Source organism: Polaromonas sp. LjRoot131 (assembly GCF_964252805.1).
Classification (GTDB): Bacteria; Pseudomonadota; Gammaproteobacteria; order Burkholderiales; family Burkholderiaceae_C; genus Polaromonas.
Map to the genome: position 1 here is coordinate 13,679 of NZ_CAXUPF020000005.1, position 15,462 is coordinate 29,140.

A 15,462-nucleotide genomic window follows, 5' to 3' on the forward strand; every position below is an offset into this window, starting at 1 on the left:
GGATCACCTGATGAGGGCAAGGCAAAAAAGGCGGCCGAACGCCGCCGGCCTGAAAAGCGAAGGCGCGCCGGCCCGGCGCGCGCAAGGGCATCAATCAGCCGTGATTTTCCGCTCGGCGATGATTTTTTTCCATTTGGCGGTATCCGCCTTGACCATGGCCGCGAAGGCCGCCGGGCTGCCGCCCGTGGGCTCCGCGCCCAGCCGGGCAAAACGGTCCTTCACGTCGGCGTCGGCCAGCGCGGCATTGACGGCCTGGTTGACCTTGGCCGCCAGGTCCTGCGGCAGGCCCTTGGGGCCGTACACGCCGAACCAGGTGACCGACTCGAAGCCCGGCAGCGTTTCCGATACCGTCGGCATGTCGGGCGCCAGCGAGGTGCGCTTGAGCGTGGTGACCGCGAGGGCCCGCAGCTTGCCGTCCCGCACGTGCGGCATGCCGGTCACAAAGGAATCGAAGAGCACGTCGACCTTGCCGCTGATCAGGTCCGGCATGGCCAGCGCCGTGCCGCGGTAGGGAATGTGCAGGATGAAGGTGCCCGACTGCGCCTTGAAGTATTCGCTCGTCAGATGGACGATGGTGCCGTTGCCGCTGGAGGCGTAGTTCAGGCGCCCCGGGTTCTTGCGCGCGTGGTCTATGAACTCCTTCATCGTCCTGGACGGCGAGGAATTGGGCACCAGCACCACGTTGGGCGAGCTCGCCACATAGGCGATGGGCGTGAAGTCGGTGTCGGCGTTGTAGGGGATTTTCGGGTTGATCGCCGGGCCTATGCTGTGCGTGCTCGAGGTCGCCAGCAGCAAGGTGTAGCCGTCGGCCGGCGACTTGGAAGCCGCATCGGCGCCTATGGTGCCGCCCGCGCCCGGGCGGTTGTCGACGACCACCGGCTGGCCGATTTTTTCGCCCAGTTTTTGCGACAGCGCGCGCGCCAGGATGTCGGTCGCGCCGCCCGCCGGGAAGGGCACGATCATGCGGATAGGCCTGGAGGGATAGGCCTGCGCCATGGCGGGCGCCGCGAACGCTGAGGCAAAGACCGCGGCGGAGGCGGCGGCCAGCTGAATGATATGTTTACGTTTCATCTGGTCATTTTGCACCGGTTTTGAAACCTGATTAGGCGGCGAACAGGCAAAACAAAAGGCACCCGAAGGTGCCTTTTGCGTGGAACGGGGCCGAAGCCCGGGGTTCGCGATCAGTCTTCGACGAAGGCTTCCTCGCGCTTGTTCTTGACGGACGGCAGCAGCACGATGATCAGCATCAGCAAGGCGGCGCCCAGCAGGCCGGCCGACAGCGGACGCGTGACGAACACGCTCCAGTCGCCGCGCGAGAGCAGCAGGGCCCGGCGCAGGTTTTCTTCCATCATGGGGCCCAGGATGAAGCCCAGCAGCAGGGGAGCGGGTTCCGCGCCCAGCTTGATGAACAGGTAGCCGATGCACCCGAAAATCGCCACCATCCAGATGTCCCAGGTGTTGTTGTTCGTCGAGTACACGCCGATGGCGCAGAACAGCACGATCGCCGGGAACAGCAGGCGGTAGGGAATCGTCAGCAGCTTGATCCAGATGCCGATCAGCGGCAGGTTCAGGATCACCAGCATCGCGTTGCCGATCCACATCGAGGCGATCAGGCCCCAGAACAGCTCGGGGTTGCTGGTCATGACCTGCGGGCCGGGCTGGATGTTGTGGATCGTCATGGCACCCACCATCAGGGCCATCACGGCATTGGGCGGAATGCCCAGCGTCAGCAGCGGGATGAAGGAAGTCTGCGAGCCGGCGTTGTTGGCCGATTCGGGCGCGGCCACACCGCGGATGTTGCCCTGGCCGAACGGCACTTCACCGGGACGGCCCTTCATCTTCTTCTCGAGCGTGTAGGCTGCGAAGGCCGACAGCAAGGCGCCGCCGCCCGGCAGAATGCCCAGGGCGGAGCCCAGCGCGGTGCCGCGCAGCACGGCCGGAGCCATGTCCTTGAAATCCTGCTTGGTCGGGAACAGGCCGGAAACCTTGGCGGTGAACACCTCGCGCTCATGCTCGGGCTGTGCCAGGTTGCTGATGATTTCGCCGTAGCCGAACACGCCCATGGCGATCACGGTAAAGCCGATGCCGTCGGTCAATTCAGGAACGTCGAAGCTGAAGCGCGCGACACCCGAGTTCACGTCGGTGCCGACAAGGCCCAGCAGCAGGCCCAGCACGATCATGCCGATGGCCTTGAGCAGCGAGCCCGAAGCCAGCACCACGGCGCCGATCAGGCCCAGCACCATCAGCGCGAAGTATTCGGCCGGGCCGAACTTGAAGGCGAGTTCCGTCAAAGGAGGCGCAAAGGCCGCGATGATCAGGGTGCCGACGCAGCCCGCGAAGAACGAGCCCAGGCCGGCGGCGGCCAGGGCCGGTCCCGCTCGCCCTTTTCTGGCCATCTGGTAGCCGTCGATACAGGTGACCACCGAAGAGGATTCTCCCGGCAGGTTCACCAGGATGGCGGTGGTGGAGCCGCCGTACTGGGCGCCGTAGTAGATACCGGCCAGCATGATCAGCGCCGACACCGGCGGCAGGGCATAGGTGGCCGGCAGCAGCATGGCGATGGTGGCAACCGGGCCGATGCCGGGCAGCACGCCGATCAGCGTGCCCAGCACGCAACCGATAAAGGCATACAGCAGGTTGATGGGCGTGAACGCGACGCCGAAACCCAGGGACAAGTTTGAAATGAGATCCATTTTTTCTTCCTTAGCCTGTGATGAACGCAGGCCACACGGGGAACTGCAGCTTCAGCGCAACCACGAAGGCCGCATAGCTGCCGGCCGCGAGCACGGTTGCGAGAATAAAAGTGGTTCGGAACTTCCAGCCGGCTTCGGCCATGCTGGTGATGAAGGTCAGGGCGTAGATGGCCAGGACCATGCCCATGGCGGGAACGCCCAGGGTGGGCAGGCCGGCGAGCAGGATGCCGAAGACCACATTGCCCGCGATGATGAAGAACAGCGGCTTCCAGGCCCACTTGCCGATCTTGGCGCCGTCCGCGGTTTCAACCACCAGGGAGACGAAGGTGACCGCCATGCCGATCACGGCCAGCAGTATGCCCAGCATCAGCGGGAAATAACCGGGACCCATGCGGGCGCCCTCGCCGACGTTGTAGGTGGTTGCACCCCATGCGAATGCCGTGCCGACACCCATGAACATGAGGCCGCAGAAAAAGTCCTTTTGACTTTTAATATTCACGGCTGTCTCCTCAATATAAAAGAAAGAATCGCTGGATTGTGCATTCAATCCCCCAGGACCGACATGTGGCTTTCACTTACCTTTCATCAATCTTTCGCTTACCCCTCACTTACATAAAAACCGGGTGCCCTGAAAGAGTGCTGAAAATCCGTGAAAACCCGCAGTCTCACACCTGTTTACGGCCAGAACAGGCACTGTATTGAGGCCTTGAACAATTTCCAAGAGCCGTTCACAAAACCCAGCGCAGCGATCCCTGGTTTTAACCCCCTCTCCCTCTGGGAGAGGGTTGGGGTGAGGGCCAGCGGCGGTCAATACGCCCCCCTTTCGTGCACGGGCCGCAGCCCTCACCCCCGCCCTCTCCCAAAGGGAGAGGGAGCAAGACCTGCGCAACAACGCCAGAGGGTTTTTTGAGCGGCGCTCAGGATAGAGGCGGGGTGGAGGCCAGAATTTCTTCGATCGTCGTGAGCCCCTCGGCCACTTTCAGCGCGCCCGCCAGCCGGAGCGGGCGCATGCCTTCGCTGACCGCCTGGCGGCGCAGCGCGTCAATGTTCGGCTCCTTGGAAACCTTTTCCTTGAAGCCCTCGGTGACGGTCAGCAATTCATACAGGCCCATGCGGCCCCGGAACCCCGTCATGCGGCAGTCCACGCAGCCCACCGGTTTGTAGGGCCGGTAGCCGCCGCTGATCTGCCAGGGCTTGACCAGTTCGGCCAGGGTCTCGCGCGCGGCGCTCTCGTCGGGCTCGCGGCAGCTGGGGCACAGGGTGCGCACCAGCCGCTGGGCCAGCACGCCCAGCATGGTGGCGTTGATCAGGTAGGAAGGAACGCCGAGCTCCATCATGCGCGAAACCGCCGACGGCGCGTCGTTGGTGTGCAGCGTGCTGAACACCAGGTGGCCGGTGAGCGCCGCCTGCACCGCCATCTCGGCGGTCTGCAGGTCGCGGATCTCGCCCACCATGATGATGTCCGGGTCCTGCCGCATCAGCGCGCGCAGGCCTTCGGGGAAATCAAAGTCCAGGTGCGCCTGCACCTGTGTCTGGTTGAAGGAGGCCTCGATCATCTCGATCGGGTCTTCGATGGTGCTGACGTTGACCTCTTCGGTCGCCAGGCGCTTGAGCGTCGAATACAGCGTGGTGGTCTTGCCCGAGCCGGTCGGCCCGGTGACCAGGATGATGCCGTGCGGTCGCTTGACCAGGCTTTCCCAGCGGTCCGCGTCGTGCTGTGAAAAGCCCAGCGCGTCAAGGTTCTTGACCGTGGTGTCCGGGTCGAAAATCCGCATCACCATTTTTTCGCCGAAGGCCGTGGGCAGCGTCGACAGGCGCATTTCGATTTCGTCGCCGCGCGGGTTGCGCGTCTTGATGCGGCCGTCCTGCGGGCGGCGTTTTTCCACCACGTCCATGCGGCCCAGCAGCTTGATGCGCGCCGTCATCGCGTTGTGCACGCCCATCGGCAGCTGGTAGACCGGGTGCAGCACGCCGTCGATGCGGAAACGGATCACGCCCTGCTCGCGGCGCGGCTCCAGGTGGATGTCGCTGGCGCGCTGGTCGAAGGCGTACTGCCAGAGCCAGTCCACCACCTGCACCACGCCCTGGTCGTTGGCGTCCAGCTGCTTGTTGCTCTTGTTGAGCTCCACCAGCTGCTCAAAACTCGCCGAGCCCGATGCGTTGCCCGACTTGACCGCGGCCTTGACCGATTTGGCCAGCGCGAAAAATTCGGCCGTGAACTTGGTGATCTCCTGCGGGCTGGCCACCACCAGGCGCACGCTGCGCTTGGCCTGGCGCTCGACTTCCTGCACCCAGTCGGTGATGAAGGGTTCGGAGGTGGCGATCACCACCTCGCTGGGCGTCACCTGCACCGGCAGCACCTTGTGGCGCTCGGCATACATGGCCGACATGGTGTCGGCCACCTTGCCCACGTCCACCTTGAGCGGGTCTATGCGCAGGTAGGCCAGGTTCGCCCGGCCCGCCAGCCACTGCGACATGGTCTCGATGTCCAGCGGCTTGCCGTCGGCCAGCCGCGTCATGCCGACACTGGCCAGCCGCATCAGCGGCGGCTGCGCGCTCTGCACCTGCGAGCAGCGCGCGATGGTGCGCTGCGCTTCGGTGGCGCTGATCACGCCGTCGTCGCTGAGCCACTCCACCAGGATGCGCCAGTCCAGGGGGCCGGCATGGACTTTTTTGGCATGCGCATCACGGTGGGGCTTGGGGTGGGTCACGGCGCTCATGGGTGGCACTGTACCCCATTCACCGGGGATTCTGTCATCCGCAGATGACGCAGGTTTACACAGATTGAAGACGGGACATTGTGTGGATAAAAGATTCATCCGCAGGTTTCGCAGATTTACGCAGATGGAAGACGAGACATTTGTATTCAGGATTGAATTTGATTTTCAGCGCCATCCCTATACGTCTATATGCCCCGAACACAAAGCTTCACATCACGATTTCTTTATCTGCGCAAATCTGCGTAATCTGCGGATAAAAATCCGGATTCAGGCCACCGGCTTGAACAGCCGCAGCCACTTTTTGGCCGGCAGGTCCCAGCGCGACTCGATCACGCCGGCCTGCAGCAGCAGCGCGGCGCGCTCGGGCCGCGTGGGCTCTCGCTGCGCCAGCACCACGGTGTTGCCTTCGCGCGTCGGCGTGAAGGCCCAGACCGCCTCGGGGCCGAAGGCTTCGGCGATCTTGGTCAGCGACTGCAGGTAGCTGGAATCGCGGCCGAAGAGGTTCACCGTCATCACGCCGTCCTCGGCCAGCAGCGCGCGGCAGTCGGCGTAGAAGTCGGCGCTGTCCAGCACCGGCGCCGCCGCCTCGTGGTCGTAGAGGTCCACATGCAGCAGGTCCACCGTCCCGTGGTGGGCCGGCTTCTTGATCTCGGCGGCGGCATCGGCCTCGATGACGTGCAGCCGCAGGTCGTCGCGCGGCAGCTTGAACCAGACCCGGCAGGCCGTGACCACCTGCGGGTTGATCTCGATCGCCGTCACCTTCATGCGCAGCTTTTTGTAGCAGAACTTGGTCAGCGCGGCCGAGCCCAGGCCCAGCTGCATGGCGTGTTTTTTCGGCATGGCCGCGGCGTCCATGAACAGCAGGCCCGCCATCATGCGCTGCACATATTCGAGTTCGATGTCGTAAGGCGCGTCGCGCAGCATGGAGCCCTGCACCCATTCGGTGCCCAGGTGCAGAAAACGCACGTCGCCGTAGTCCGAAAAATTGACCTCGGGCAACTCTATTGCCGCGCTCTCTTTGGCCATCGCTTTGGCCGTTTCTTTTTTCTGCATCAAACCAGTCCGTGTTTTTCAAAAACTTCCCGCCAGGCCGCGAGTTTGCGCTCAAAACTCCAGGAGGCGTTCGCCGGGCTGGTCGAGGGTAACTTGTAAACCGGCAATCCCAGCGCCAGTGTGTGCTTTGAATGCTTGAAGCTTTCACCGCCGTTGTGGGCAATCGCTTCCAGCGCCGGGCACAGCCGGCGCAGGCCCGCGAGGTCGTTCACTTCGGCGTTGCGGATAGCGCTGTCCAGGCTGCCCTCGCGCTCGCAGGCCGCGTACACGTCCCACAGGCCCAGGCCTTTGGACAGCAGCCATTCGCTGCGCGTCTGGTAGCCGTCGGGTCCTGCGTCGGCGGGACCGGGAGGCCAGAGTGCCTTGAGGATTTTCCAGAAATGGTTTTGCGGGTGGCCGTAGTACTGCTGCGCCGCCAGCGAGGCCGCACCCGGGAAGCTTCCCAGCACCAGCAGCCGCGTAGTGCTGGAGACCAGCGGTGCCAGGCCTTCCAGAGGCACCGCCTTCATGCGAGCAGCGCCCCAAGTTTGGGCAGGGCGTGCCGCGCATTCGCCGTGGTGGCCGCCGCCAGCGCGTCCGTGCTGATGCCCCGCAGCCCCGCCACCTGCTGCGCGATGCGCGGCAGCTCGCCCGGCTCGTTGCGGCCTTGCGGCTTGCCGGCCTCGCGCTCGGCCGCGGTCGTATAGATCCAGTGCGGCGGGATGTCGGGCGAATCGGTTTCCATCACGAGGGATTCCAGCGGCAGCTCGGTTGCCAGGCGCCTGAGCTGCAGCGCCGGCTCGAAGGTCACGGCGCCGCCGAAACCGAGCTTGAAACCCAGCTTGAGGAATTCCTCCGCCTGCTGCGCGCTGCCGTTGAACGCATGGCCTATGCCGTGCCAGCCGCCTTCGGGCGCCAGATCGCGCAGGTGCTTGAGCAGCTTGTCGGCCGAGCGCCGCACATGCAGGATCACCGGCAGGCCGTGCTTGCGCGCCAGCTTGAGCTGCTCGCGGTAGAAGTGCTCCTGCCGCTCGCGCTGGGGGCTTTGTATGAGCGCCGGCACAAAGTAGTCCAGGCCGATCTCACCGACCGCCACCAGCCGCGGGTCCTCACGCCTGAGTGCGAGTTCAGCGTCCAGCGCCTGCAGGTCCTCGTCCCGCGCCTGCGGAACGCACAGCGGGTGTATGCCCAAGGCATAGCTGTCCGAAAACCGGTGCGCCAACAGGCGCACCGCCTCGAAGTTAAAGACCCCCACCGCCGGCAGCACGCAATGCGCCACGCCGTTTGCGGCCGCCCGCGCACGCACCTCGGCGACGTCGGCGGCCAGCTCCCCGGCGTCCAGGTGGCAATGGGTGTCTATCCAGAAAGTCATGCGGTAAGAGGAAGATAAGGAGAAGGCAAGTAGAAGATAAGTGGAAGATGGAAGAAAAAACAACGGAGCAGGACTAGTCGCCAAAGATGTTGACACAGAAATGAAATCGGGACACCCTATGCTTTTTTCAGGCGGAACACCCCTTCACGGGTTCCGGTTTTCGCCCCGGTTTCTTTTCAGCTGATCTCCCTACGTCAACCCGTCCAACTCGACATAACAAAGGAAAGCCAAATGAAATTATCCCGCCTGATGAGCCAGATTCTCGGCGCCGGCCTTGTTGCTTCCAGCCTCGCCGGCACCGCCTGGGCGCAAGACCAGAAGCTGCGGCTGATCACCTGGGCCGACTACGTCCCCGCCGACGTCGTGGCGCAGTTCAAGAAGGAAACCGGCATCGACGTCGAGCTGACGCTCTCGAACAATGAAGAAATGATCTCCAAGCTGCGCGCCACAGGCGGCGCCGGCTTCGACCTGGCCCAGCCCTCGCAGGACCGCATCACCGGCCCGCAGCAGGAGTTCGGCATCTACAAGCCTATGGACCTCAGCAAGATCAAGTCCGATCTCTTCATCCCCTCCATGCTCGAGGCCACCAAAAAGAACACCACGCTGGACGGCAAGGTCTACGGCCTGCCGCACATCTGGGGCACCGACGGCCTGGTCGTTAACACCAAGCTGGCCAAGATGGCCGACTACCCCGACCTCTGCAAGGCCGAGTTCAAGGGCAAGACCGCCGTGCGCCTGAAGCGCCCCACGCTGCTGGCCTTCGCCTTCGCCTCCGGCAAAGACCCCTTCGCGCTGTACAAGGACCCGAAAGCCTATGGCGCGCTGATGGACGAAGTCGGCAAGACCATGATCGCCTGCAAGGGCAACATCAAGTTCTACTGGGACAACAAGGACCAGCTGCTCAACGGCATGCGCGCCGGCGAAGTCGTGGGCGCCATGATGTGGGACACCGGCGGCTGGAAACTCAACGCCGAGAAGCCCGAGATCCAGTTCATCGCGCCCAAGTCCGGCGCCCTCGGCTGGATAGACACCTTCGCCATCCCCGCCAAGGGCCGCAACGATGCCGCCGCCTACGCCTGGATCAACTTCAACATGCGCCCTGAAATCGCCGCCAAGGTCGCGGGCACGGCCGGCAACTTCACCGCCTCCAAGGGTGCCGACCAGCTGGCCGACCCCAAGCTCAAGGCCCAGTTCGCCGCCAGCTTCCCTGAAGCCGCGCTGAAGAACGTCAAGTGGTATCCCGCAGTGCCCGCCGGCATCGAAGACATCGAAGGCCGAGTACTCGACCGCATCAAGGCAGCTAATTGAGTAGCCCCCTGAGTCGCTTCGCGCCTTCCCCCCAGGGGGACGAAAGCTGCGGCCCGGCAAAGCCGGTTCCGCGCTCTCACTGGCCTTTCGCTCTTTGTGTGCAAGCACCCGTCCGCTGGCGCGCGCGGTAGATAACTAAAGCAGGCACGCCCACCCATGCACGCGGATTTGCAAGCCGAGCACGTCGGTAAAACCTACGCCGGCCAGCCCGCCGTGAAGGATTTGTCCTTCACGGTGGAGCGCGGCAGCTTCTTCTCCATCCTCGGCCCCTCGGGCTGCGGCAAAACCACGCTGCTGCGCATGATCGCCGGCTTTCTGTCGCCCGACGCGGGCCAGATCCACATCGGCGGCAAGCCCATGAACGGCGTGCCGCCCAACCAGCGGCCCGTCAACATGGTGTTCCAGCACCTGGCGCTGTTCCCCATGATGTCGGTCGGCGAGAACGTCGGCTACGGCCTGGCGCGGCGCGGCCTGTCGCGCACCGACATCGCGGCCAAGGTCGGCGCCATGCTGGAGCGCGTGAGCCTGCCCGGTATGCAGGACAAGCGCGTTGACCAGCTCTCCGGCGGGCAGCGCCAGCGTGTGGCCATCGCACGCAGCCTGGTGCTGGAGCCCACGCTGCTGCTGCTCGACGAGCCGCTGGGCGCGCTCGACCTCAAGCTGCGCGAGCACATGAAGGTGGAACTCAAGCAGCTGCAGGCCGCCTTCGGCACCACCTTTGTCTACATCACGCACGACCAATCCGAAGCCCTGGTGCTGTCCGACCACGTCGCCGTGATGAACGCCGGCAGCTTTGAGCAGGTGGGCACGCCGCAGCAGCTGTATTACCAGCCGCAAACCCCGTTTGTCGCCGGTTTTGTGGGCGCCAACAACAAGCTGGCCGCCAGCACCGGCGCCGCCGGCGCGGAGGCCGGCAGCGTGGTCAAGCTCACCACCAGTGAAGGCCTGGCCCTGCGCGCCCGCGCGGCCGGCCGGCTGCAGCCCGAGCAGGCGGTGCAGGCCTTTGTGCGGCCCGAGGCCATCAACCTGGCGCGCGACGCGACCGAGTTGCCGGCCAACCACACGGTCTATGCCGGCCAGGTCGAAAGCCTGCTGTTCGACGGCGCCAACTCCGCCGTGCTGCTGCGCGAGACCGCCAGCCGCACCGAATTCCGCATCGCCCTGCCGCAGACCGGGCGCTTCGCCGACCTGCGCATAGGCGAGACGGTCGCCTTCAGCTTCGACCCCGAGCAGGCCGTCTGCTTCGGCAACAGCTAGGCCCGCCATGCAAGCCGCGGCCGTCCTGCCCTCCACTGGTAGTTCCGGGCAGTCGCAGGCCCGGCTGATCCTGTTGCTGCTGCTGGCGCCGGCCCTGGTCTGGCTTATCGGCCTGATCGTGCTGCCGCACATAGACCTGGCCGTGCTGTCGCTGCGTGAGCGCATCGCGCCGCGCCAGTACGCGCCCAGCTTTGCGCAGTACCGCACCTTTGTCGAGGAGCCGCTGTACTGGCACACCTTTGTGCGCACGGCGCTGATGTCCATCCTGGCCACAGCCATCACGCTGCTGCTGGCCTTCCCCATCGCCTGGACGATTGCCAAGCTGGTGCGCGGGCGCGCCAAGTCGCTGTTGCTGGTGATGTGCCTGATCCCCTTCTGGGTCAGCGAAACCGTGCGCACCCTGGGCTGGATGATTTTGCTGCGCGAATCCGGCGTGCTGCCCGCCGTGCTGGTGCAGCTGGGCATCACCGGCGCGCCGGTGGAGCTGCTCTACCGCGACGCCACCATCCTGGTCGGCCTGGTCTACACCTCCATGCTTTTTATGGTGGTGCCGCTGATCAGCGCGCTCGAAAGCCTGGACGACACGCTGATTGAAGCCGCCTACGACCTGGGCGGCAACGGCCCGTCCATCCTGCGCCAGATCGTCATCCCGCACGCCGCGCCCGGCATCCTGGCCGGCTGCATCGTGGTCTTTATGCTGACCCTGGGCAACTACCTCACGCCCACGCTGCTGGGCGGCAAGAACTCGCTGTGGTTCACCGAGCAGATCTACACCCAGTTCATCACGCGCTTTAACTGGGAACAGGGGGCTGCGTTCGGCTTTTTGCTGCTGGGTTTGTCCACGGCCATCGTCTGGCTCGGACTCAAGTTAACCGGCCAGAAGTTCGGCGAAGTGATGCGGCGTTCATGAAGGACACAGCATGATCGCCTCCCTGCCCCGCCCCGCCTGGCTGCGCGCCGGCACCTGGGCCTATGCCCTGGCGTTTTTCGCCTTTTTGTTCCTGCCGCTGGTGGTGGTCGCGGTGTTCGCCTTCAACGACGCCCCCTACCCGGCACCGCCCTGGCGCGGTTTCACGCTCGACTGGTTTTTCGGCAGCAAGTCCGGCCGCACCGGCCTGTTCGCCGATGGGCCCATGCTGGCCAGCCTCTGGACCAGCGTGGTGGTGGCCGCCTGGGTCACCGTGCTGGCCGTGCTGGTCGGCACCACCAATGCCTTTTTGATCGAACGCGCGCGCTTTCCCGGCAAGCAAGCCCTGTCTTTCCTGATGCTGGCGCCGCTGGTGATCCCCGGCGTCATCCTGGGCATTTCCATCCTGGCCTTCGCCAGCCGGATGGCCCAGCTGGCCGACGACTGGTGGGGCCTGGAACTCGACTTTTTGCGCCCCGGCCTGCCGCTGGTGGTGATAGGCCAGTTCTCCTACATCGTCTCCATCGCCACCCTGGTCATCACCGCGCGCCTGAAACGTTTCGACATCACTTTGGAAGAAGCCGCCTACAACCTGGGCGCCTCCCGCGCCGCGGTCTTCACCACCATCACCCTGCCCTACCTGAAACCCGCGCTGATCGGCGCCGCCGCCATCTCGTTTTTGATGTCCTTCGAGAACTTCAACACCACGCTGATGCTGGTCGGCTCGGACTCGCCGCTCACCGTCATGATGTACGGCCGCATGCGCGAAGGCGCGACGCCGGTGCTCAATGCGGTGAGCCTGTTCCTGATGCTGGCCTCGGCTGCGCTGGCGCTGACCCTGCTGCGCAGCCCACCTGACACTCCCGGACGCTAACAGCCTCTCACAAAACCCTGGTTTTAGCCCCCTCTCCCTCTGGGAGAGGGTAGGGGTGAGGGCCAGCGGCGGTCAATACGCCCCCTTTTGTGCACCGGCCGCGGCCCTCACCCCCGCCCTCTCCCAGAGGGAGAGGGAGCAAGACCTGTGCAACAACGCCAAGAGTTTTTTTGAAGGCTGCTAGCACCCGGAGCGCTTTACAAAGCCCTTCCATCCCATACCCAAATCGCGTGCATGGATGCACAAATCGTGATACGGTGCATCTGTAAATACAGGGCCTGAAAACCGCTTTTCGCCCCGTATCAGCCCGGTTTTGAGACTTTGACTCACAGGTGAACGGATGCGCAGGCCAGCCCTTTACAGCAGTTCAAACCGTCCGGCGCAGGGCGCGGGTGAGGCCCAGGCGCAGCCGCCCGGCGAGGCCGCCACCGCGGACGCCGTCCCCTCCACCCCTCCCTCCCGCTTTCCCCGCATTGCCCGCCTCGCCAACCGCCTGGCGCGCCACCAGCTCTACCTGCTGTGGTCCGTCGTCGGCCTGCTGGCGCTGCTGCTGGCCTTCAGCTTTGCCTCGCCACTGCGCAACCCCGTGCGCAAGCTGACCCAGGAAGACATCAACGCGGCCGTCCTCAAAACCCTGGAAACCACCGTCCTGCCCTCGCCCGGTACCAAAGCCTATGACACCATCATTCCTTCGGTCGTGCGCATCGTCGGCCTGGGCAAGGACAAGGACGGCAAGGAAGACGGCGAGCGCAGCGTCGGCACCGGCGTGGTCATCGTCGACAAGGGCATCATCCTGACCAACCTGCACGTGGTGCAGAACGCCCAGATCATCAAGGTCACCTTTGCCGACGGCCTGGAATCCACCGCCAGCATCACCGGCGTGCAGCCCGAGAACGACCTCGCCGTGCTGCAGGCCCACAAAATCCCCGACGACCTGATCGCCGCCACCATGCGCTCCACCGCCGACCTGGCCCCCGGCGACCAGGTCATGGCCGTCGGCTACCCCTTCGGCATAGGCCCCTCGGCCTCGCAGGGCGTGATCTCCGGGCTCAAGCGCAACTTCCGCTCGCCCGAAGGCAAGCAGATGATGAGCAACCTGATCCAGTTCGACGCCGCCGCCAACCCCGGCAACTCCGGCGGCCCGCTGGTCACCATGGACGGCGAGGTCATCGGCATCGTCACCGCCATCTTCAACCCCAACCAGCAGCGCACCTTTGTCGGCATAGGCTTTGCCGTGCCCATCGAGAACGCCGCCTCGGCCGCCGGCATGCCGCCCTTCTGAACACCTTCCGACACCTTCCACACACCTCCTGACCCCAGCCCCAAGGACCCCGCCGCATGGAACAGACCACTCCGCAAAACGCCAACCACGACACCGCCCAGCTCATGGAGCAGATTCTTTACGAGGTCAAGCGCGTGGTCGTCGGGCAGGACCGCTTCCTCGAGCGCGTCATGGTCGCCATCCTGGCCCAGGGCCACCTGCTGGTCGAAGGCGTGCCCGGCCTGGCCAAGACCCTGACCATCAAGACCCTGGCCAACACCGTGCAGGGCCAGTTCAAGCGCATCCAGTTCACGCCCGACCTGGTGCCCGCCGACCTGGTCGGCACCCGCATCTACAACCAGAAAACCGGCGAATTCAGCACCTCGCTGGGCCCGGTTTTCACCAACCTGCTGCTGGCCGACGAAATCAACCGCGCGCCCGCCAAGGTGCAAAGCGCGCTGCTGGAAGTGATGCAGGAGCGCCAGGTCACGATTGCCGGCACCACCCACAAAGTGCCCGAGCCCTTTTTGGTCATGGCCACGCAAAACCCGATCGAAACCGAAGGCACCTACCCGCTGCCCGAGGCCCAGGTCGACCGCTTCATGATGAAGGTGCTGGTCGACTACCCCACCGATGAAGAAGAGTTTGTCATCGTCCAGCGCGTCACCGGCCCGGCCGTCGCCGTGAGCGCCGTCGCCACCACCGAGCAACTCGCCGCGCTGCAGGCCGAGTGCCGGCGCATCTATGTCGACCCCTCGCTGGTGCAGTACGCCGTGCGCCTGGTCTCGGCCACCCGCACGCCCATCAAGCATGGGCTGAAAGATTTGCAGCGCTTCATCACCTTCGGCGCCAGCCCCCGCGCCACCATCAACCTGACCGAAGGCGCACGCGCCCTGGCCCTGCTGCGCGGCCGCAGCTACGCCCTGCCCGAAGACATGACCGACCTGGTGCCCGACGTGCTGCGGCATCGGCTGGTGCTGTCGTATGAGGCGCTGTCAGAAGGGCTGACCGCCGACGGCCTGGTCGCAAAAATCATGGCCAAGATTCCTCAGCCCGCGAAGCCGCTGGAACATGAAAAACTCGCCGCCTGAACCTTCAGCCAAACCCGCTTCAGCCGGCGCGGAGCAACTGCTGCGCCGGCTCGAGTGGACGGTGCTGCGCCGCCTCGACGGCCTGCTGCAGGGCGACTACCGCACGCTGCTGCGCGGCACCGGCATGGACCTGGCCGACCTGCGCGAATACCAGCACCATGACGACGTGCGCCACATCGACTGGAACGTCACCGCCCGCCTCGAACAACCCCATGTGCGCGTCTTCACCGAAGACCGCGAAATGAGCGCCTGGTTTCTGCTGGACCTGAGCCCCTCCATGGACTTCGGCTCCAGCGAGCAGCGCAAGCGCAATGTCTCGGCCGAGTTTGTCGCCGTGCTGGCCCGCATGCTGACCCGCCACGGCAACCGCGTCGGTGCCATGCTGTATGGCTCCGGCGTCGACGCCGTGATCCCCGCGCGCGGCGGCCGCCACCATGTGCTGCATTTGCTGCACACGCTGCAGGCCAGGCCTGAAACGACCCACCTGGGCCCGACGCGCCTGCACGAGCTGCTCGAATCCGCCGCCAACCTGGTGCGCCGCCGCTCCACCGTGTTTGTGGTGTCCGACTTCATCACCGAACCCGGCTGGGAGAAACCCCTGGGCCAGCTGGCCCGCCGCCATGAAGTGGTGGCCGTGCGCCTGCTCGACCCGCTGGAACTGGACCTGCCCGACCTGGGCCTGATCCCGATACGCGACGTCGAAACCGGCGAACAGCTGCTGGTCGACACCCACGACGCCGGCTTCCGCAAACGTTTTGCGCGCATCGCGGCCCAGCGCGAGGCCGATTTAAGGCAGGCGCTGGCACGCGCCGGCGTCGACGCGCTGGAACTCTCCACCGACGACAACCTGGTTGACGCCATCATGCGCTTCACCGAGCTGCGCAAGCGCCGCAGCCGCGCATCGGGCGGCGCTTTACCGGCCCACCTGAAGCACGCCGCCTGAGGCT

14 protein-coding genes are annotated in these 15,462 nt (G+C 65.0%); 7 read left to right on the forward strand and 7 right to left on the reverse strand.

The annotated features are described in order from the left end of the window. Positions 1 to 90: 90 nt before the first annotated feature. The 7 genes from ACSQ27_RS20190 to ACSQ27_RS20220 all read right to left on the reverse strand — a co-directional run bounded on the left by ACSQ27_RS20190 (position 91) and on the right by ACSQ27_RS20220 (position 7,817). Positions 91 to 1,071 carry a Bug family tripartite tricarboxylate transporter substrate binding protein gene (locus ACSQ27_RS20190; RefSeq protein ID WP_436157279.1) on the reverse strand — a complete coding sequence of 327 codons (981 nt, stop codon included), beginning with the start codon at positions 1,069 to 1,071 and terminating at the stop codon, positions 91 to 93. A gap of 110 nt (positions 1,072 to 1,181) precedes the next feature. After that, positions 1,182 to 2,693 (reverse strand): tripartite tricarboxylate transporter permease, encoded by a 1,512-nt coding sequence (locus ACSQ27_RS20195; protein ID WP_436157280.1) that lies wholly within the window; start codon positions 2,691 to 2,693, stop codon positions 1,182 to 1,184. Positions 2,694 to 2,703: 10 nt separating this feature from the next. Further along, complete coding sequence (locus tag ACSQ27_RS20200; protein WP_436157281.1) at positions 2,704 to 3,192, reverse strand: tripartite tricarboxylate transporter TctB family protein; 489 nt, start codon at positions 3,190 to 3,192, stop codon at positions 2,704 to 2,706. Between the two features lie 418 nt (positions 3,193 to 3,610). Next, a complete protein-coding gene (locus tag ACSQ27_RS20205; RefSeq protein ID WP_436157282.1) occupies positions 3,611 to 5,413 on the reverse strand; it encodes a GspE/PulE family protein in 1,803 nt (600 codons plus the stop codon). A 267-nt stretch (positions 5,414 to 5,680) separates the two neighbouring features. Beyond that, on the reverse strand, positions 5,681 to 6,466 hold the full coding sequence (locus ACSQ27_RS20210) for a spermidine synthase (protein ID WP_436157283.1): 786 nt from the start codon (positions 6,464 to 6,466) through the stop codon (positions 5,681 to 5,683). After that, positions 6,466 to 6,975, reverse strand: coding sequence for a DNA-deoxyinosine glycosylase (locus ACSQ27_RS20215; RefSeq protein ID WP_436157284.1), 510 nt, complete (start codon positions 6,973 to 6,975; stop codon positions 6,466 to 6,468). Before ACSQ27_RS20215 ends, ACSQ27_RS20210 begins: the two co-directional genes overlap by 1 nt. Beyond that, positions 6,972 to 7,817 (reverse strand): TatD family hydrolase, encoded by an 846-nt coding sequence (locus ACSQ27_RS20220; protein ID WP_436157285.1) that lies wholly within the window; start codon positions 7,815 to 7,817, stop codon positions 6,972 to 6,974. Before ACSQ27_RS20220 ends, ACSQ27_RS20215 begins: the two co-directional genes overlap by 4 nt. 231 nt (positions 7,818 to 8,048) lie before the next feature. Here ACSQ27_RS20220 and ACSQ27_RS20225 point away from each other — a divergent pair, with 231 nt between their 5' ends. The 7 genes from ACSQ27_RS20225 (at position 8,049) to ACSQ27_RS20255 (ending at position 15,458) form a co-directional block, all read left to right on the forward strand. Further along, complete coding sequence (locus ACSQ27_RS20225) at positions 8,049 to 9,125, forward strand: extracellular solute-binding protein (RefSeq protein ID WP_436157286.1); 1,077 nt, start codon at positions 8,049 to 8,051, stop codon at positions 9,123 to 9,125. Between the two features lie 156 nt (positions 9,126 to 9,281). Next, on the forward strand, positions 9,282 to 10,382 hold the full coding sequence (locus ACSQ27_RS20230) for an ABC transporter ATP-binding protein (protein ID WP_436157287.1): 1,101 nt from the start codon (positions 9,282 to 9,284) through the stop codon (positions 10,380 to 10,382). Positions 10,383 to 10,389: 7 nt separating this feature from the next. Further along, on the forward strand, positions 10,390 to 11,292 hold the full coding sequence (locus tag ACSQ27_RS20235; RefSeq protein WP_436157288.1) for an ABC transporter permease: 903 nt from the start codon (positions 10,390 to 10,392) through the stop codon (positions 11,290 to 11,292). A gap of 10 nt (positions 11,293 to 11,302) precedes the next feature. Continuing rightward, on the forward strand, positions 11,303 to 12,163 hold the full coding sequence (locus tag ACSQ27_RS20240) for an ABC transporter permease (protein WP_436157289.1): 861 nt from the start codon (positions 11,303 to 11,305) through the stop codon (positions 12,161 to 12,163). Between the two features lie 340 nt (positions 12,164 to 12,503). Then, a complete protein-coding gene (locus tag ACSQ27_RS20245) occupies positions 12,504 to 13,445 on the forward strand; it encodes a S1C family serine protease (protein ID WP_436157290.1) in 942 nt (313 codons plus the stop codon). 56 nt (positions 13,446 to 13,501) lie between these two features. Beyond that, positions 13,502 to 14,515, forward strand: coding sequence for an AAA family ATPase (locus ACSQ27_RS20250; protein ID WP_436157291.1), 1,014 nt, complete (start codon positions 13,502 to 13,504; stop codon positions 14,513 to 14,515). Beyond that, the gene (locus tag ACSQ27_RS20255) at positions 14,496 to 15,458 is read left to right on the forward strand and encodes a DUF58 domain-containing protein (protein ID WP_436157292.1); all 963 of its coding nucleotides are present in this window, start codon (positions 14,496 to 14,498) and stop codon (positions 15,456 to 15,458) included. Before ACSQ27_RS20250 ends, ACSQ27_RS20255 begins: the two co-directional genes overlap by 20 nt. Positions 15,459 to 15,462: the final 4 nt, after the last annotated feature.